This window comes from Streptomyces sp. bgisy159, assembly GCF_965341775.1.
Classification (GTDB): Bacteria; Actinomycetota; Actinomycetes; order Streptomycetales; family Streptomycetaceae; genus Streptomyces.
In genome coordinates this window covers 65,497-83,152 of sequence record NZ_CBDQZH010000012.1, presented here as the reverse complement: position 1 = coordinate 83,152, position 17,656 = coordinate 65,497, and the positions used below count along the sequence as shown (strand labels likewise).

General features: G+C 74.8%; 14 protein-coding genes. 5 read left to right on the top strand and 9 right to left on the bottom strand.

The window, feature by feature from the left end; all coding sequences use genetic code 11:
- Positions 1-3: 3 nt before the first annotated feature.
- Positions 4-1,503, top strand: coding sequence for a hypothetical protein (locus ACSLTV_RS14595; RefSeq protein WP_435612270.1), 1,500 nt, complete (start codon positions 4-6; stop codon positions 1,501-1,503).
- A gap of 195 nt (positions 1,504-1,698) precedes the next feature.
- On the opposite strand, the gene ACSLTV_RS14590 is transcribed toward ACSLTV_RS14595, so the two are convergent.
- From ACSLTV_RS14590 to ACSLTV_RS14570, 5 genes are all read right to left on the bottom strand, one after another.
- On the bottom strand, positions 1,699-1,989 hold the full coding sequence (locus ACSLTV_RS14590) for a hypothetical protein (RefSeq protein ID WP_432133788.1): 291 nt from the start codon (positions 1,987-1,989) through the stop codon (positions 1,699-1,701).
- Positions 1,990-2,081: 92 nt separating this feature from the next.
- Positions 2,082-2,366 (bottom strand): hypothetical protein, encoded by a 285-nt coding sequence (locus ACSLTV_RS14585; RefSeq protein ID WP_432156433.1) that lies wholly within the window; start codon positions 2,364-2,366, stop codon positions 2,082-2,084.
- A gap of 279 nt (positions 2,367-2,645) precedes the next feature.
- Positions 2,646-3,164, bottom strand: a complete 519-nt coding sequence (locus tag ACSLTV_RS14580) for a hypothetical protein (protein ID WP_432133786.1) — start codon at positions 3,162-3,164, stop codon at positions 2,646-2,648.
- Positions 3,165-3,460: 296 nt separating this feature from the next.
- Entirely contained in the window at positions 3,461-6,106 is a 2,646-nt protein-coding gene (locus ACSLTV_RS14575; RefSeq protein WP_435612269.1) for a LuxR C-terminal-related transcriptional regulator, read from the bottom strand.
- A 177-nt stretch (positions 6,107-6,283) separates the two neighbouring features.
- A complete protein-coding gene (locus ACSLTV_RS14570) occupies positions 6,284-7,249 on the bottom strand; it encodes a YhjD/YihY/BrkB family envelope integrity protein (RefSeq protein WP_432156435.1) in 966 nt (321 codons plus the stop codon).
- 208 nt (positions 7,250-7,457) lie between these two features.
- Here ACSLTV_RS14570 and ACSLTV_RS14565 point away from each other — a divergent pair, with 208 nt between their 5' ends.
- From ACSLTV_RS14565 to ACSLTV_RS14555, 3 genes are all read left to right on the top strand, one after another.
- Positions 7,458-7,655: a hypothetical protein gene (locus ACSLTV_RS14565; RefSeq protein WP_432133783.1), complete on the top strand. Its 198-nt coding sequence runs from the start codon at positions 7,458-7,460 to the stop codon at positions 7,653-7,655.
- 339 nt (positions 7,656-7,994) lie between these two features.
- A complete protein-coding gene (locus tag ACSLTV_RS14560; RefSeq protein WP_435612268.1) occupies positions 7,995-8,486 on the top strand; it encodes an SHOCT domain-containing protein in 492 nt (163 codons plus the stop codon).
- Between the two features lie 27 nt (positions 8,487-8,513).
- Complete coding sequence (locus ACSLTV_RS14555; RefSeq protein ID WP_432133781.1) at positions 8,514-8,966, top strand: DUF7144 family membrane protein; 453 nt, start codon at positions 8,514-8,516, stop codon at positions 8,964-8,966.
- A 193-nt stretch (positions 8,967-9,159) separates the two neighbouring features.
- On the opposite strand, the gene ACSLTV_RS14550 is transcribed toward ACSLTV_RS14555, so the two are convergent.
- The gene (locus tag ACSLTV_RS14550; RefSeq protein WP_432156436.1) at positions 9,160-10,164 is read right to left on the bottom strand and encodes an alpha/beta fold hydrolase; all 1,005 of its coding nucleotides are present in this window, start codon (positions 10,162-10,164) and stop codon (positions 9,160-9,162) included.
- Positions 10,165-10,349: 185 nt separating this feature from the next.
- Here ACSLTV_RS14550 and ACSLTV_RS14545 point away from each other — a divergent pair, with 185 nt between their 5' ends.
- Entirely contained in the window at positions 10,350-11,297 is a 948-nt protein-coding gene (locus tag ACSLTV_RS14545) for a helix-turn-helix transcriptional regulator (RefSeq protein ID WP_435612267.1), read from the top strand.
- A 397-nt stretch (positions 11,298-11,694) separates the two neighbouring features.
- On the opposite strand, the gene ACSLTV_RS14540 is transcribed toward ACSLTV_RS14545, so the two are convergent.
- The 3 genes from ACSLTV_RS14540 to ACSLTV_RS14530 all read right to left on the bottom strand — a co-directional run bounded on the left by ACSLTV_RS14540 (position 11,695) and on the right by ACSLTV_RS14530 (position 17,616).
- Positions 11,695-12,015, bottom strand: coding sequence for an ANTAR domain-containing protein (locus tag ACSLTV_RS14540; RefSeq protein ID WP_432156438.1), 321 nt, complete (start codon positions 12,013-12,015; stop codon positions 11,695-11,697).
- Positions 12,016-12,259: 244 nt separating this feature from the next.
- Positions 12,260-14,782, bottom strand: a complete 2,523-nt coding sequence (locus tag ACSLTV_RS14535; RefSeq protein WP_435612266.1) for an SWIM zinc finger family protein — start codon at positions 14,780-14,782, stop codon at positions 12,260-12,262.
- Positions 14,779-17,616 carry an SNF2-related protein gene (locus ACSLTV_RS14530; protein ID WP_435612265.1) on the bottom strand — a complete coding sequence of 946 codons (2,838 nt, stop codon included), beginning with the start codon at positions 17,614-17,616 and terminating at the stop codon, positions 14,779-14,781. The genes ACSLTV_RS14535 and ACSLTV_RS14530 overlap by 4 nt, the downstream gene beginning before the upstream one ends.
- Positions 17,617-17,656 lie beyond the last annotated feature (40 nt).

The window sequence follows — 17,656 nt, the reverse complement described above, 5'->3', positions numbered from 1 at the left end:
GTGGTGTCCGATTCCCTCCGTGAACTGTGGCTGCGCGGCATCGCCTTCAACACGGCGGCCCCGGCCGACGTGCTCATACGCCTCCTGGACGAAGCCGCCGGTGAGGCCGGCCTGCTGATGTGCGAGGGTCGCGACCTGCCCGACGCCGTCATCGACGCGGCCCTGTGCCACCCGGTCGAGCGGATCCGCCGCGCCCTCGCCCGCAACCTGCACGTCGACCCCGCACGGCTTGCTCCCTTGGCGTCGGCCCCATCGGGACTCGTCCGTGCCCGTCTCGCCGGCGGCACCCGGCACCGGCCTCGGTGGGTCCGGCCCCTGCCGAACGACATCCTCGTCACTTTCCTGACCGCTCAAGACGGAGGCGAGGACGGCCGGGTCACCGAAATGGAGATCGCCTCGGAACTCTGCTCCTCCCGGCAGGTCCCTCGGTCCTTTCCCCGGCACGCGGCTGGTCACGACCACCCCGCGCTCCGTCTGTACGCCGCGTTCCAGTGGCAGTCGCTCACCGCCTCGCAGCGCAATGCCCTGCTCGACGACCCCGACCCCGCCGTGCGGGAAGCAGCGAGGGAGGGCAGCCGGCAGCTGGACCCGGAGGCTGTGGAGGCCGAGCTGCCACCCATCGGATCACGCCACGCGATGTTCGTGCTCTGCACCCGCGCCCTGTCACCGGCGGTCGTCGAGCGGTGCCTGCTGAAGGACGAGGTGTACCCGCTGGCCGTGAACCGCCATACCCCGGCCAACGCCCTCTCCCAGCTCGCCCGCCACCCCGATGCGGAGATCCGCAGGCTGATCGCCACCCGGCCCGACCTGGGACCGGAGGCGGCGGAGCTGAGGCAGGATCCGGACGAGGACGTGCGGATGCGTGCCCGCCTCCAGCCCTCCATCCGTACCTGGGACGAATTCCAGGCGGTCGACGGGGTCGTCGGGCACGGGCCCGACTGCACCTGCCCGATCACGGAGCCGGCCACCGAGCCGTCGCCCGAGTGGTACGCCACCTGCGCGGCGTCCGAGGAGCCGGTGCTCCGCCGGGTTGCGGCGAGCTGGCCCCGCCTGCCCGCAGAACTCGTCGGGATACTGGTGCTCGATGAGGACGAGGAGGTACGGATCCGGCTGGCCTGCCACCACCCGCTGGCTCCGCCGAATCTCCTCCTCGACATCTTCGTGACCCGGCCCGCCCACCGCCCGCACCTGCTGACCCTGCCCGCGTTCCCCCGCACCGGCCTGACCCACCTCGTCGGCCACCCGGAGCCCGAGGTACGCGCCTTGGCCGCCGCCGACCCCACCCTGCCCGAACCTCCGCTGGACGACCCCGACGACGCGGTACGCCGGGCTGCCGCCGCCAACCCGACCATGCCACCGGAGATCCTGGACACCCTCCTCACCGGCCTCGGCACCGCAGAGGGCGCCGCGGCCAACCCCTCCCTCCCCGTGCCCCGCATGCACACTCTGCTCGACCACTGTCTGAGCGGTGCCGCCACACCGCCGACGGCAGCCCGATACTGAGTGCACTCGCGGACGGGTTCCCGGATGGTGCCATGAGTGCGACCCCGCGCCGGCATGACCGGGCAAAGAGCCCGACGACAGGCACGCGCATCGCCTGCGCGGGCGGTTCCGCGAGCGCCGCGAAATGCACGCACTGCGGACCGCGTGCGGGGTGGACGCGCGGGGAGCGTCACCCGGACGGCCTTTGGCACCCGGTTACGGTGCCGCGCACGTCGGGTCGTCGACGATCACCGCGTTGGCCGGAATGATCACGATCCCGTTCTCTCCCTTTTCCTCATTCTGTACGGACCGCGTGGTGGTGTAGCCACGCTTGCCCTCTCCGACGCACTTCGTGGCCAGATTTCCGAAGCCGTCGGGGAAGTTGTAGACCTCGGCAGCGGTGTTCTGGCCCGCTCTTCCCTTCACCGGGGCGTCAGCCTTGCCCCGCTCGTCGTAGTAGTCCTGGGAACAGCCGGCAAGCAGCACGGCGGACAGCAGGGCACCCATGACCGCGACACCGGCTCGCGCGCCACGCCGGAGGCCCGGGTGCGGGTGCGGGTGCGGACCGCGCCGATCCGCCCGCGTGCGCGCCGCCCTGCTCAGCCCGCGCACGACTTGTCCTCCACGACCTGCACGTTCGACGGGCCGGTGGCGTTCGTCGTGACATAGGCGCGGAAGCCGTGCCCCACGCACTTCGTGGCGAGGTTTCCGAATCCGTCAGGCATGTTGTAGACCTCGGCCGGTGTGTCTTCACCCTTGCCGCCCTCCACCGGGGCGTCCCCCTTGCCCCGCTCGTCCTGGTACTCCTGCGAACAGCCCGCGAGAAGGGCTCCCACAGTGAGCACCAGGGCCGCGGCCCCAACGGACGCACGTATACGCCTCATCAGCTGCTCCCTCGGACCGGCCGGAAGGCACGGATGGTCGATCATGTCCCCAGAGACAGCGCAACGGCCTGGTCCGGTTCCCGTCGAGGCAGCGGCCGCAGTTGACGTCAGGTCCGGTCTTGCTCGGTTCGCGGTCGTGGTCGCTCGATCGTGGTACCGGACGCTGGACGCCTTGCCGGCGGCCGCCCCCCGCGCGCCTCACCCCGGGCCGGCGAGGCACGGCGTTCGCGCCGTGCCGGGCGGGCGCCGTCGGGAGGGCGGTCCGGGGCGCCGGTAGTGTCAGTGCTTCACGAACAGCTTGAACGAGATGATCAGCAGGCCGAGGACCAGATTGACCAGGGCGGTGAGCGCGATCAGGCGGTGTGGGGCGCCGGCCCGCCGTGCGGCCGCCACCGACCACCCGATCTGGCCGGTCACGGCCACGGAGAGCGCCAGCCACAGGGCGCCCTGGACGCCGAGCCCCAGCAGGGGGCTGACCGCCACGGCCGCGGCCGGCGGGACGGTCCCCTTGACGATGGGCCATTCGTCCCGGCAGACGTGCCCGACGGTGTGGCGGTCGAGGGGGTGCTGCGCCAGGCGGGCGCCGAACAGCTGGGCGTGCACGTGCGCTGTCCAGAAGGCCACCCCGCTCAGGAGCAGCAGGGCGACCAGCTCCAGCCGGGGGAAGGAGCCCAGCGTGCCGGCCCCGATCAGTACGGAGGCGGCCAGCATGGAACCGTAGACACCACCGGTGTAGTCGGCGTGAGCGCGGCGCTCCCCGCGCCGGTCACGCGTGGTGGTGGTCTCGGTTCTCGGCATGACGGCTGCCTTCCGGACGTCGGCCCGGTGGTCGCGGGCCGTGGGCGAGGAGCCCGGTGGTCGCGGGCCGACCCCTAGGGCGGTCGGGCCCGCCGGGCCCGGCCGTACGGTCGGTCGGCGGGTGCCGGGTGGCCGTCCGCGGGCGCCCGGTGCCGGTCGGACGCCGTCGGCCCGGCCCGCCCTGTCCAGGGGACCGGACCGCGCCGGGGAACGCCTCACCCTTGGCGGAGGATGGCACGTCCCCGGGCGGGGCGGAGGCCGATGCCGGTCCGGGACGCCCGGTGCGGCGGTGTGTCTCACAGGAGGCCCAGCCTGCGGGCCTGCCGTACCGCTTCCGTGCGCCGGTTCACCGCCAGCTTGCGGTGGAGGTTCTTCACGTGGGTCTTCACCGTGTTCACCGACACGTACAGGTCGGCGGCGATCTCCTCGGTGGACATCATCCGTGCCAGGCGCACCAGCACGTCCCGCTCGCGCTCACTGAGCCGTTCGACCAGTACGGGCGCGGGCTCGGCACCGGGCGCCGCGTCACCGGGCTCGAGCCACCCGGCGGCCAGCTCCCGCAGGGGCGCCCCCGCGAGGAGGGGCCCGAGCCACGCGCCGGCCTCCCGGAAGGGCCTACGCAGCCTGTCGCGGCGGGCGGTCAGCAGCGCCTCGGTGAGCAGCCGGCGGGTGGCGGCGGCGTCCCCGTCGGCGTGTGCGGCCTGCGCGCGGACCAGCGTGGCCCGTACCCGCACCGCGGGACCGACGTGCCGTGCTCCGGGCAGCGCGTCGAGCACGTCGAGTGCCGTCGTCCGGTCCCCGGCCGCGAGGTGGGCCCGTGCCGCACCCACCACGCACGCCGGCTGCTCGGTGTCCAGGTCGCGCAGCACTTCCGCGGCGGCGTCCGGCCGCCCTTCGGCCAGGTGCGCGCAGGACGCGACCAGTGCGGTGTGGCCCTGCGCCCAGGGCGAGGCGACGTCGGCCGGCACCTCCGCGGCGGCGGCCGCGACCGCGGCGTGCGCCCTTCCGCGGGCCAGCAGCAGCCGGGCCGTCACGAGCGACCGGCCGGCGGCCGTCACCGGGTCCGGTACCGCGCATCCGGGCGTCCCGTCGAGCAGTGCCTGAGCCCGGTCCAGTTCGTCACGCTCGACCGCCACCGCCGCCAGGACCAGTCCGCCGAGGCCGCAGTCGGCGCACTCGGGCACGCCGAACCGCTCCGACTCCGCGAGGGCGGCCGTCACGCGGCGCTGCGCCTTGTCCGGCCAGCCGTCGAGGTAGTCGATCAGCGCCAGGTGGGCGAGCGACTCCTGCCGGGCCATCGCCGTCGAGGCGCTGCCGTGCTCGTCGGTCACCGAGGTCAGTGCCTCGCGCGCCTCTTCCAGGTGCCCCGCCCACAGCCTGGCCGACCCCACGTGGGTCAGCAGCAGGGCGGGCAGCTCGGGGTGCCGGTCGAGCAGGTGGGCCGGGACCTCCCGCTGGATCTCGCCGGCCGCCCGGGCGGCCTGTTCCGCCCGGTGCGGGGAACCGGACAGCCGGGCGGCCAGCGCCTCCAGCAGCGCGTAGCTCAGCTGGACCGCCGGGGGGCGGGCGTTGTCGGCGGCGAGGTGTTCCCTCGCGTCCCGCAGGTGGACCAGGCCCCGGTCGAGGTCGTGGCGGGAGAGGTCACGGGCCGCCTGGACGAGGTCGGACTCCGCGGTCGCCGTGCCGGGTTCCATGTCGGCGAACAACCGGGCCAGGTCGTCGTGGCACAGTCCGGTGAACAACTGTCCGATCGCCAGGTCGTCGACCAGGGCACGGGCCGTGAACTCCCAGTCTCCCGCGGCCGCGCCGTGGGCGACCATCTCGGGCAGGGCCCCGGACCGCCGCAGCCAGTGCGCGGACCGCCGGTGCAGCTCCGGCTCCAGACCGGGGTACCGCTCGCGCAGATGCACCCGGAGGATCTCCCGGAACAGCGGATGCAGGCGGTACCAGGAGTGGCCGAGGTCCTCGACGAAGGCATTCACGCGGTGCAGCTCGGCCAGGGTGGGCTCGGCGTCCCGGCGACCGGTCAGCTCGTCCGCCAGTCCGGCGCAGAAGCGGTCGAGGACGCTGACGCGCAGCAGCAGGTCCTGCGTCGGAGCCGGCTGCCGCTGGAGCACCTCGGCCAGCAGGAAGTCGGCGACGGTGCTGTGCCCGGCCTCGAACTCCTTCAGGTACCGCTCCGGGTCCGGGCTCCGGCGAGCGGCCAGGGCGCACAACCGCAGGCCGGCCGCCCACCCGCGGGTGCGGTCCACCAGGGCCTCGGCCGCGGCGAGGGGCAGGCGCAGCCCGTGCCGCTCCAGCAGTTCGACGGCCTCCTCGGGCGTGAAGGCCAGATCGGCGTCCCTGATCTCGGTCAGTTCGCCGGAGGCCCGGTAGCGGTGCAGCGGCAGCAACGGTTCGGTACGGGTGACCAGCACCAGGTTCAGACCCGGCCCGGCGTGGTGCAGGACGAATCCCAGCTGCTGCGAGACCTCGGGGTCGACCTGGTCGTACTCGTCGACCACCAGGGTGACGCCGGTGCGGTCGCCGCTGAGCCGTGCCGCCAGCCGGTTCAGCAGGGTGGGGTCCGCCTGGCGTGCGTCGGAGGGGAAACCGACGTCGGCGGGGATCGGCACGCCGGCCGTGCCCAGAGCCTTGATCAGGTGGGCCCAGAACATGCCCGGCCGCCGGACCGTCTCGTCCACGGTCAGCCAGGCGGCCCGCCGGCGCAGGCCGGCGGCCCAGTCGGCGACGAGGAGGGTCTTGCCCGCGCCCGCGGCTCCGTTGACCATCACCAGGGGTGTCGTCGACGCCTGCCGGAGGCGTTCGACCAGCCGTTCACGGCGCAGGAACGTCGCGGGTCTCGACGGAGGTGTGAACCGGGTCCGCAGAAAGGGATCGCCCAGCGGATCGACGTCCGGGCCGGCAGGAGGCCGCGACGATGTCTCGGCGTCAGGTGCCACAGCTCTCACCACCCGCTGGATCGCAGTGGCCTTTTCTTGCTACCACCATCAAGCCTCGCTGTCCGTGAACACGCCACCCAGAGGCCGAAAGCCCCTGATGGGGACCGATGGGCCTGCCCCCGCGGGCCCCGGGGGCCCCGGGGCGGGGAGACAGCCGGCGGTGCGCCGCCCGGCAGGTCAGGGCTCGGTGCGCTTCCTGCGGCGGCGGGACACATCGTCGCGGACCTTGTGCCAGCGTGACCGGGTGTCCTCCACCAGGCTCTCCCACTGCTGCCGGACCTCGTGCTCGGAAGGCTGCAGGCCGTCCCGGATCCGGACGAGTTCGTCCCCCACCTCGCGGCCCACCGCGGCCGACGCGACGAGGACGACCATGGCCGCGAAGAGCGCCGAGAGCATCGCGAAGACACTGCCGACCACGCCGTAGCGGTCCGCGTACGAATTGAACAGCCGCGGCAGGTAGAAGTCCGCGCCCCAGGAGTAGACGGCCATGAGCGCCGCCGCGATGACCCCGAACGGCACCAGCTCGCGCCAGGCGATGCGCTTCGCCGCGAGGATCCAGCCGCTCCAGGTGAGGAACACCGCCGTCACGGCCGCCTCGCACACCGTGGCCGGCAGACCGGCCGCCGCCCCTCCCAGCACCGCGGAGATCCACCCGGTGAGCAGTCCGTAGGCGCCGAGGGTGAGGATCCACCACAGGCCGTTGCGCGAGTTGCGCACGCTGAGGGGTTTCAGCTCCCAGGTCTGCTCGAAGAGACGCTGCGCCGCGCGGGCGAAGCTCAGCACGGAGACCGTCAGGAAGAGCGCGCTGAAGACGCCGGTGCTCGCGTCCTCGCTCTGCTGGGGGGAGAACAGGTAGGTCACCGCCTCGGCGCCGGCACCGCTGAGGTCGTAGCGCTGGATGATCCGCTGGGCGGCGTCGACGTGGACCAAGTTGCCCAGGACGACGCCCGCCAGAAGGGCGAGCGGCACCAGCGCGGTGAAGGCACTGGACGCCAGGGCCATGGAGCGGTCGAAGCCCGCGACACGCTGGAAGCGGTTGAGGACGCGCAGGGCGAAGGCAGGACGCAGCCAGAAGGTCAGGGTCCTGAGCACACGCTCGCGGTCGATCCCAGCCGTCGTCTCGCCCTCCTGACGCGCGCGCACCGTGGAACGGCACGAGCGTAGCCGCCGTCCGCGCGCCGGGCGGGGCGCCACCAGGACAGTTCAGCCGGGCGGCCCCGTGCGGTGCCCGCCGCCGGGGCGGGCGCGGGGTCTCACCTGCCCGGGGTGAGGCGGCACGCCGCCGGAGGGCGGCATGCTGGGATCCGCAGGGCCACGAAGCTGCCATCGGCTGTCGGCGGGAGAGCGGCACATGCGCTACGAGATCCGCGTCGAGGGGCACCTCTCGGACACGCTGGCCAAGGTCTTCCCGGAGCTGAACCACGTGGTGGTCTCCGACGAGACCGTGCTGTACGGCCGTGTCGTCGACGAGGCCCATCTGTACGGGCTGCTGGGCCGCTGCCGGTCGTTGGGGCTGCGGGTGCTGGAGATGCGGCGGCTGCCCGACTGAGGCCGTGGTGCCGAGCGCCGCGGACACGCCGATACCGGCGGCCGCTCCGGGCCACCGCCGTACGCCACCGCGGGACCCGCCGCGCCGGCGCCTTCCTGCTCGGCCCGGACCTCGGCGACGTCGTCGACCAGGTCGAAGAGCGGCTGGTCGACCAGGGCTACGACAGGGCGTCCGCCGTCCCCAGGCCCGACCGGCAGGTCCGGGACCGGCGGAAGCCCGCGCGGGCCAGGCTCACCCGTGCGGGGTGAGGCCGGGCCCGCGCGGGGGTGCGCACGCTGGGAGCAGCCGGGGCGGCGGGCAGGACACCTGTCCCGGACCGAGAAGAGAGATGAGCACGCCATGGAACTCGCCTACGACTACCCGCTCCTCAGCATGTTCTGGACCATGCTGTGGTTCTTCGTGTGGATCATGTGGCTGATCCTGCTCTTCCGGATCATCGGCGACATCTTCCGGGACGACGAGTTGAGCGGCTGGGGCAAGACCGGCTGGATGATCTTCGTCGTCGTGCTGCCCTTCCTCGGCGTCTTCGTCTACGTCATCGCCCGCGGCAAGGGCTTGGGCCGGCGCGAGATCGACCACGCCCGCGCCCAGCAGGCGGAGTTCGACGCCTACGTCCAGAGAGCGGCGGGCGTCGGCAGCCGGCCGTCGAGCGCCGACGAACTGGCCAAGCTGTCCGACCTGCGCTCCCGCGGGGACATCACCGACGAGGAGTTCCGCCGGGCCGAGGACCTCGTGCTCAGCGGCGCCGGCACCGCCGCGGGCTCCGGCACCACGACCGCGTCCACCACCGCCGCCACGGCTTCGTCCCCCACCGCACCCGCCGGCCACTGAGCAGGCGTCAGGAATCGAGGCAGAAAGATGACCACCACCCATGCTCCCCAGGAGGCGCAGTCCACGAAGTACGCGTGGGCAGCGGGTCTGACGACCTTCGCCGCCGTCATGCTCACCCTGGTGGGCATCCTCGACATCTTCCGCGGCATCATGGCGATCGCGGAGGACGACGTGTTCCTCGCCACGCGCAACTACGTCTTCGAGTTCGATCTGACCGGCTGGGGCTGGATCCATCTCGCCCTGGGCATCGCCGCCGTCCTCATCGGGATCGGCCTGTTCCAGGCGGCGACCTGGGCCAGGGTCCTCGGCGTGGTCGTCGGCGCGTTCGTCGTCATCGCCAACTTCCTCTCCCTGCCGTACTACCCGGTGTGGTCCATCGTCATGATCGCCATGTCCGGGTTCATCATCTGGGCCCTGTGTGTCGCCCGCAAGGAGGACTTCGACGATCCCTTCGAGACCGTGCCGCGCGGCGACGTGTGAGGGCGTCGCCCCACCGCTCGGCTGCGCCGCACGGCATGCCCGGTCCGGCCGTTCCGTGACGTCGCCCCCGGGCGCCCCGTCGCCCCGGTCCCCCGCGCGGAGGCCGGGGCGGTGCCGCGGGCGGCGGGTGGGGCACCCCGGGTCAGCCGGCCGACCGCGGCAGAGGGGTCGTGAACGCGGGCGCCGAGGCGGGTCAGGTCGGCAGAGCGGCGAGCCAGTCGGTCAGGATGCGGTTGACCTCGGTGGGGCGTTCCTGCTGGATCCAGTGGCCGCAGCCGTCGAGGAGGTGGGAGGAGACCAGGCCCGGCAGGGTCACCGGATACGCCTCGATCGCGTCGGCCAGCCATGCGACGGAGGCGTCCCGGCGGCCGCCCACGAACAGGGACGGCTGGGTGACGGGCGCGCCGTCGAGAGCGGCGAGGTCCTCCCAGTCCCGGTCCATGTTCCGGTAGCGGTTGAGCGCGCCGGTGAAGCCGGTCCGTTCGAACTCCCCCGCGTAGTGGTCGAGTTCCCGCTCGCCGAGCCAGGCGGGCAGCGGGCCGCCGGCGGCCGGGAACCGGTCCCGCAGCGTCCCGCCCCTGCTGACGAAGTGGGGGGCGGGCGCGCCGGGTCCGGGCATGGTGTCGCCGGACAGCGCGGTGTAGAAGCCCGCGAGCCAGCCGCGGACGTCGGGCTCCATCTCGGCCTCGGCGCGGCCCGGCTCCTGGAAGTACGACACGTAGAACTCCTCGTCGCCGCCCATCCGGGAGAAGATCTCGCCGGGGCGCGGGCCGCCGCGCGGGGTGTAGGGGACGCTCAGCAGCCCCACCGCCCGGAAGACCTCCGGCCTGAGCAGGGCGGAGTTCGCGGCGATGGCCGCACCCCAGTCGTGGCCGACGATCACCGCCGTCTCCTCACCGAGGGCGCGCACCACCGCCGCGTTGTCGGCCACCAGGTCGAGCATCCGGTAGTCGTGCGTCGCGGCCGGCTTCGAGGAGCGGCCGTAGCCGCGGACGTCGAGGGCGACCGCGCGATACCCCGCCGCCGCGAGCGCGGGCAACTGGTGACGCCAGGAGTACCAGGACTCCGGGAAGCCGTGGACCAGCAGGACCAGCGGTCCGGTCCCCTGCTCCACCACGTGCGTCCGGCCCGCCGGTGTGGGCACCGACCGGTGGGTGATCTCAGCGGGGTGGTGCGACATGTGATCCTCCTGGGCCATCGGTCCGCGGTCCTTGCCATCGCCACCGATCTTCCTGAAACCGTTGGGCGGAAAGCGAGGCCGTTTGCCGTTTCCGCAAAGCGGCTCGGTGCCCTGTCCGGCATGCGGGACGTCGGCGCCTACTTCCCGCCCGGCGGGGAAGGACGCTGACATGGCACTTTTTACCTGGTCAGGGCACTGACGTGATGGGCTCGCTGGTGTTCGACAGCGACGACCTGGAGGCGACGGAGGACTTCCTCTGTCAGGCGTACGCCCGCATGACGATCGGCGCCTCCCGGGCGGGCCGGGCGCACATACGGCGCGACAGCATGCCGTCGGTCACCGTCGACGAGATCGCCCTGGGCTTCGACATGAGCTACGCGGTGACGCCGCTCGGGCGGATCTGCCTGTGCCTGATGCACGAGGGCACCATCGAGGACCACGTCTTCCAGGGCGTGCGGGACAGCTTCGGGCCCGGCGACATGGTGCTCTTCGCACCGCCGGACCTGCCCTACGCGGGGCGGGTCCGGACCGCCCGCTACAACATCACGATGCTGGACACCGCCCTGCTGGACCAGGTCGCCGCCACCGCCGCGGGGCGGCGCCCGCAGCCCGTACGGCTGACCGGGCACCGGCCCCACTCGGCCGCCGCCGCGCGCCGGCTGAAGAGCACCATCGGCTACCTGCGCGACCACGTAGTCGCCGAGCCGACGGCAGACGAACCGCTGATCGCGTCGACCAGCGGCCAGCTCCTGGCGGCGACGGTGCTCGCCGCCTTCCCCAACACCGCGCGCACCGACCCGACCGCGCGGGACCGCTCGGACGCGCACTCGGACACACTGCGGCGCGCCGTCGCGTACATCGACGACCACGCCGACCAGCCACTGAGCGTCGCGGGCATCGCCGCCGCCGTACACGTGACCGTGCGCACCCTGCAGTACGCCTTCCGGCGCCACCTCGACACCACCCCGCTCGGCTATCTGCGCCGGGTCCGCCTCGCCCACGCCCACCAGGAGCTGCGCGCCGCCGACCCGACGGACGGCACCACCGTCGGTTCCGTCGCCGCCCGTTGGGGCTTCCCCCACCCCGGCCGGTTCGCCGCCCAGTACCGCCAGGCGTACGGCACGAGTCCGTCCCACACGCTGCGGGGGTGAGGCGGGGTCGGTGCGGGTGCCGGATCGGCGCACGTGCCAGATCGGCGTACGTGCCGGATCGGCGCACGTGCCAGGTCGGTGGCATCCGGGCGCGGATACGTGCTGGGCCGGCACACGTACCGGGTCGGTGCCATCCGGGCGCGGTGCCGTCCGGGCGCGGTGCCGTCCGGGCGCGGTGCCGTCCGGGCGCGGTGCCGTCCGGGCGCGGTGCCGTCCGGGCGCGGTGCCGTCCGGGCGCGGTGCCGTCCGGGCGCGGTGCCGTCCGGGCGCGGCGGCGGGGCGGGCGCGGCGGCGGGGCGGGCTGGATGCCGGTTCGGGCTTCTTGCGGGCGCGAGGTCGGGACGGAGCGGTACTGGGCGGTACTGGGCGGGACGTGCGGCGAGTCGGCATCGGGGCGTCATGGCCGCGTTTCTCTCCTCACCATGCGCTTGCGTGTCCCGGCCAGAGAGGCCGTCAGCTCCCGATGGATCTCCGGCGGCAGCCATCCGCAGCGCGGCCACTGCACGAGGTGCTCCGCCACCTCGCGCAGTTTGGTGTTGGTGTGCTGGGAGACCTCTCTGAGAACGTCCCAGGCGCAGTCGGGCCGCAGCCGGCCGTACGCGACCACGACCCCGATGGCCTGATCGACGACGGCATGGGACACGACGGCGTGCTTGAGCTGCTCGACCTCCTCCTGGAGGGCGGCATTCCTGCGGACGAGGTCCTCGTGGTCGCACATGGAGGGACTGCTCCCTGAAGCGGCTCTTCCGGATACGGACAGGGTCCTCCTTCCCGGGTCCCGCCGCCCCAGGAGCACCGGAAACGAAGACCTGCGGCCACGGCAGTCCGGAATGCGAAAGCGACGACCACGGACGCCGACGGCGCTGGTCAAAGCCGCGGGCCGACTCCGAGGACCTCCCGCTTCCCTGACTATGCGTTGGAACGGCCGGGGCGTGTGCTTGTAGAGGGGCCGGTGTCTGGGCTCACAGTCCTCCGGAGCCGCCGAGGCCGGTGAGTGCGCCCACCGGGTCCGGGTCGGGGGTGCCGCGGGGCCACCAGTCGTCCCGGTCCGGTTCCGACTCGTAGGCGTACCACAGGCCGTCCCGGCCGAGGCGGAGCTGGACATCGCCGGCCGGGTGGGTGAGGCGGTTGCGCCAGGGCCGGAAGGCGGGCAGGTCGGCGGCGAGGAGCAGGGGGCGGGCCCGGTCGAAACGCCCGGCCGGCGGGTCCCAGGGATCCTCCAGCGCCGCCAGTCCGTCGGGGCCGCCCTGCCGCCAGGCGGCGACCGCGCGGGCCAGATCGGTCGGGGTGCGGCCGGTGGCGGAGGCGAGCGCGGAGTACAGGGCACGGCTCGCGGCGGTCAGCCCCGAGCCGGGGCGGGCGGCGGCTGTGCGGACCGCGTCCTGCCACAGCGTGAGCTCGCCGATCTCGTCCCGGCCGGTGGTGAGCAGGGCGTGGGCGCGGGCGGCCGCGTCGGTGGCGAGCTGGTCCAGGGCGAAGGAGTCCGGGCCGTCCGGCGCGGACGGGTACGCCGGGGGCTGTTCGGGGTGGGCCGGCGGGGGGAGCGGGGCCGGCAGGGGCGGCAGCCTGCGTTCGGCGAGGGCGTCCGTGGCGCGTACCCCGGGCAGGGGCTCCGGCTCGCGGTCCCGCGCGGCGCGGGCCGCGCGGGTGGCGTTGCGGCGGGACAGGGCGTCGAGCAGGTCGCGCTCGCCCCGGCCGCGCAGCAACAGCAGCACGAAGGGGTCGGCGTCGAGGAGGCGGGCCGTCTGGTAGCAGAGGGCGGCGGCGTGTTTGCAGGGGTGGCCGCGGTCCGGGCAGCTGCAGTGCGGGTCGAGGTCACCCGGGCCGGGCAGCAGCGGGACGCCGCAGTCGGCGAGGGACTCCGGCATCTCCTTGTCCAGCAGGGCCGCGATGCGGTCCGGCCGGTCCACGGCAGCGTCCAGGAAGCGGTCCCAGTCGGCGTCGTCCAGGGTGCGCAGCCGGACCTGTACGCGGTACGGCCTGGGCCGGCTGCCCCGGACGTACGCCAGCACCAGTCCCGGTGTCACGGTGATGGCGTCGACCTGGCCGCCCTCGGCGTAACCGCGCCCGCGCAGCAGCCGCTTGACGTCCAGCGCGCCTTCCTCCAGGGCGGTGACCCAGGCGTTGCCCCACCAGGTCTCGGCGAAGGCGGCGCCCTCGCCGTCCGCGGTGCCGGTGCCGGTGCGCTGCCGGGACGCCGGGAACGCCGGGAACGTGCGCCGCAGGTCGCCGTCACGGGACGGGGCGGCCATGGAGCGGGGCGCCCGCGCTGCTGCCCCGACCGACGGCGCCGTCTCGTCGCGGCCGGGCTGCCCGGCCGCGTCGGCCGCGTCGGCCGCCCGGGTTCGGGCAGGCTCCTCGGCGGCCGCCGGGGTCCGGGCGTCGGACGGGCCGCCGGCACGGGCCCGGGCGTCACCTCCGGCGTCCGGCCCGGGGTGGATGTCCGCGGCTGAGGGGGTGGCGGCCGGAGGGCCCGTCGGCTCCCCGGAGGTGTCCGGTGGGGCGTCGTGCGGGAGGGGCGGTGACTCGTCCGCCGGCATCCGGAAGGCGCCCGACAGCATGGCGCGGAGTTCCCGCGCGCGCTGGCCGGCGCCATGGGCCCCCTCTGCGGTCCGGTGGGCCCGCTCGCCGGCGCCGGGCGCCCGTGTGTCACTCCGGCGGCCTACGGCGTCCTTGTCGGCCCCGGCGCCCCGCCCGGCTCCGCCCCGGCGGCGGCCGCCCTCCCGTCGGGCCTCCTCGGAAGCGCTCCGCCGGGCCTGCGCACGAGCGGCGCGCAGCGCCTCCCGCGCGATGTCCGCGGCGCGGGGCTGACCGGCCGCGCGGTGTGCCGGAGAGGGGGCCGGGGCGGACGCGGCCGAGGCAGCGGGGGCGGATGGGGATGAGGGCGGGACCTGGGCGGCGGAGGCGGGCTCGGGAGCAGGGGCTGCGGTGGAACCGGCGGGGTGGTCCCGTCCGCCGGAGTCGGCCGTGCCGGTCTCGCCGGACGCCCCCGCGGCGGGCACACCGACCTCGTCGGCCGCCCCCGCGGCGGGCACGCCGGCCTCGCCGGACACCCCCGCGGTAGGCACACCGGCCTCACCGGACACCCCCGCGGTAGGCACACCGGCCTCACCGGACACCCCCGCGGTAGGCACGCCAGTCTCGCCGGGCGTCGTCCCAGCCCGGCCCTCGACCGCGGCGGCGGCCACGCGGCCGTCGCCGCGGTCGTTCCCGGGCTCGCCGCTCGTGCCCTCGGCCTTCGCCCGTCGCAGGGCGGCCCGGGCGGCGTCGCCGGGGCCGGGTTCCCGCTCCCGTGCGCGGTCGCGGGCCGCTTCCTGGTCCTCCTCGTCCGCCGCGCTCCCGGTCGCCTCCCGCGCGGCCCGCAGCGCGCGTCGCACGACGTCCGCCGGGCGCACGCCGGCCTCCGGACGCTCCCGGCCGCGTTCCTCCCCGCCCGCGACCGCGTCCGTCCGCGGGTGTTCCCCTTGCCGCCGCTCGTCCGTCACCGCGCCTCCCTCCGCAGCGACACCAGGTCGGCCAGCTCACGGTCCGTCAGTTCGGTCAGGGCCGACTCGCCGGAGCCGAGGATCGCGTCGGCGAGCGCCCGCTTGGCGGCGAGCATCTCGGCGATGCGGTCCTCCACCGTGCCCTCGGTGATCAGGCGGTGGACCTGGACGGGCTGGGTCTGACCGATGCGGTAGGCGCGGTCGGTGGCCTGTTCCTCCACGGCCGGGTTCCACCAGCGGTCGAAGTGGACGACATGACCGGCGCGGGTGAGGTTCAGCCCCGTACCGGCCGCCTTCAGGGACAGCACGAGGACCGGGGTGGTGCCGGCCTGGAAGCGGTCGACCATGCGCTCCCGCTCCGGCACCGGGGTGCCGCCGTGCAGGAGGTCCACGGGTACGGCGCGGCCGGTGAGGTGCGCGGTGATGAGCCGGGCCATGCCCACGTACTGCGTGAAGACGAGCGCCGAGCCGTCCTCCGCGAGCACGGTGTCCAGCAGTTCGTCCAGCAGGGTGAGCTTGCCCGAGCGGGCGGCGAGGAGGTGACCGGTGGCCGTGGCGTGCTCCTCCTTCAGGTAGAGGGCGGGATGGTCGCAGATCTGCTTCAGGGCGCCCAGCAGCTTCAGCACCAGTCCGCGCCGGGCGATGCCCTCCGCCGTCTCGATGGCGAGCATGGACTCGCGCACCACCGCCTCGTACAGCGCGGCCTGTTCGCGGGTGAGCGGCACGGGGTGGTCGGTCTCCGTCTTGGGCGGGAGCTCGGGCACGATGCCGGGGTCGGACTTCCTGCGCCGCAGGAGGAAGGGACGGACCAGCCGGGCGAGGCGCTCGGCGGCCTGCTCGTCCTCGCCGGTCTCCACCGCGCGCGCGTGGCGGGCGCGGAAGGACTTCAGGGGGCCCAGCAGACCCGGTGTCGTCCAGTCCAGGAGCGCCCACAGTTCGGACAGGTTGTTCTCGACCGGTGTGCCGGTGAGGGCGACGCGGGCGGGCGTCGGGATGGTCCGCAGCGCCTTCGCCGTCGCCGAGTACGGGTTCTTCACGTGCTGGGCCTCGTCGGCGACGACCATGCCCCAGGGCTGGGCGGCGAGGGTGGCGGCCGCGGACCGCATGGTGCCGTACGTCGTCAGCACGAAGCCGCCGGACAGGGAGTCGAGGCTGCGGTCGGCGCCGTGGAAGCGGCGCACGGGGACTCCGGGGGCGAACCGGGCGATCTCCCGCTGCCAGTTGCCGAGGAGGGAGGCCGGGCAGACGACGAGGGTCGGTTCGGTGCGGGCCCGCTTCAGGTGCAGGGCGATGACGGTGACGGTCTTGCCGAGGCCCATGTCGTCGGCGAGGCAGCCGCCGAGGCCGAGGCCGGTCATCAGCTCCAGCCAGGCCAGGCCGCGCAGTTGGTAGTCGCGCAGGGTGGCCCTCAGCGCGGCGGGGGGTTCGGCGGGGCGCAGGCCGGCCGTGAGACGGTCGCGGAGCGCGGCGAGGGCACCGGCCGGCACGGCCGGAACCGTCTCGCCGTCGATCTCGGCGGTGCCGGTGAGGGCGACGGCGAGCGCGTCGACCGGGTCCAGCAGGCCCAGTTCGCGGCGGCGGGCCTTGCGGACGAGGTCGGGGTCGACCAGCACCCAGCGGTCGCGCAGCCGGACGACCGGGCGGTGCGCCTCGGCGAGGGCGTCCATCTCGGCCTCGGTGAGCGGGTCGCCGCCGAGCGCCAGCTGCCAGCCGAAGCGCAGCAGGTCCTCGCTGTCGAAGAAGCCCGTGCCGTCGGTGGCCGAGCCGGGGGCGGGCCGCACCACCGCGGTGGCGGTCAGGTCGTGGGCCAGGTCCCTCGGCCAGTGCACGGCGACGCCGGCCGCCGCGAGCCGGGTCGCGGCGACACCGAGGAGGTCGCTCACCTCCTCCTGCGACAGGGCCAGAACGTCGGGAACGTCCTGTTCGCCGAGCCGGGCGAGCGGCGGCCAGACACGGGCGGCGCGGCGGACGGCGAGGGCCGCGTCGACGCGGGCGCGGCGGCCGAAGGCGCCGTCGGCCTCGCCCGCCCACAGGGACGCGGCGTCGGCCACGAGGGTGGGGTCGGCGAGGCTGTGCACCTGGACGATCGCGGCCCCCGCGCCGTCGGTGCGGGCGCCGCCGTCGAAGAGGTCGTACGCCGACAGGTCGAGGCGGAGCGAGATCCGCACGCCCGCGTCCATGCCCGCGGCGACCTCGGCCGCCCAGTCGCGGGCGCCGGGGAGCCGCTGGGGCCGGCGGTCGGCGAAGGGCCGCCCGGCGGCGTACGGCGCGGCGGGGGTGCGGGGCAGGGTGTCCGCGACCGCGTCCAGGAAGGCGCGCAGCAGTGCCTCGGGCCGGGGCAGCCGCAGCGGGCCGGCACCCGGCAGCGGCACGGCGTGGCCCTCGGGGGGCAGGGCGGCGGCGACCGCGCGCAGGTGTGCGACGTCCTGCGGGTCGAGCGGGCCGGCCCGCCAGGCGTCGTGGCCGGTCGGGGTCAGTCCGGGCAGCAGCCTGCCGCGCGCGGTGAGCCGGAGGGCGTGCAGCGCGGCGGCGCCCCAGCAGGCGGTGGCGGGGTGGGCCAGCGGGTCGTGCCGGGCGCGCACGAGCAGCGGCAGCGCACGGTCGAGCGGCAGCGACAGCGCGGGGGCCGGCTTGCGGCGGACGGCGGCGCCGTGGCGTCGGACGACGGTCAGTTCGGTGCGTTCGGCCGGCTCCCCGTCCGGGAGGGCGGGCAGCGGGTCGCCGTCGGGGGCCCAGAAGGCCATGCGGCCCTCGCGGGGCAGGGCTGCGGGCAGGAAGACGGCTGCGAGACGCACCGGGACCCGGGTCCGCTCGGCCACGGCCATGTCGCTCATCCGGTCTGTTCACCTCCCGCCCGCGCGTCGGATCAGTCGT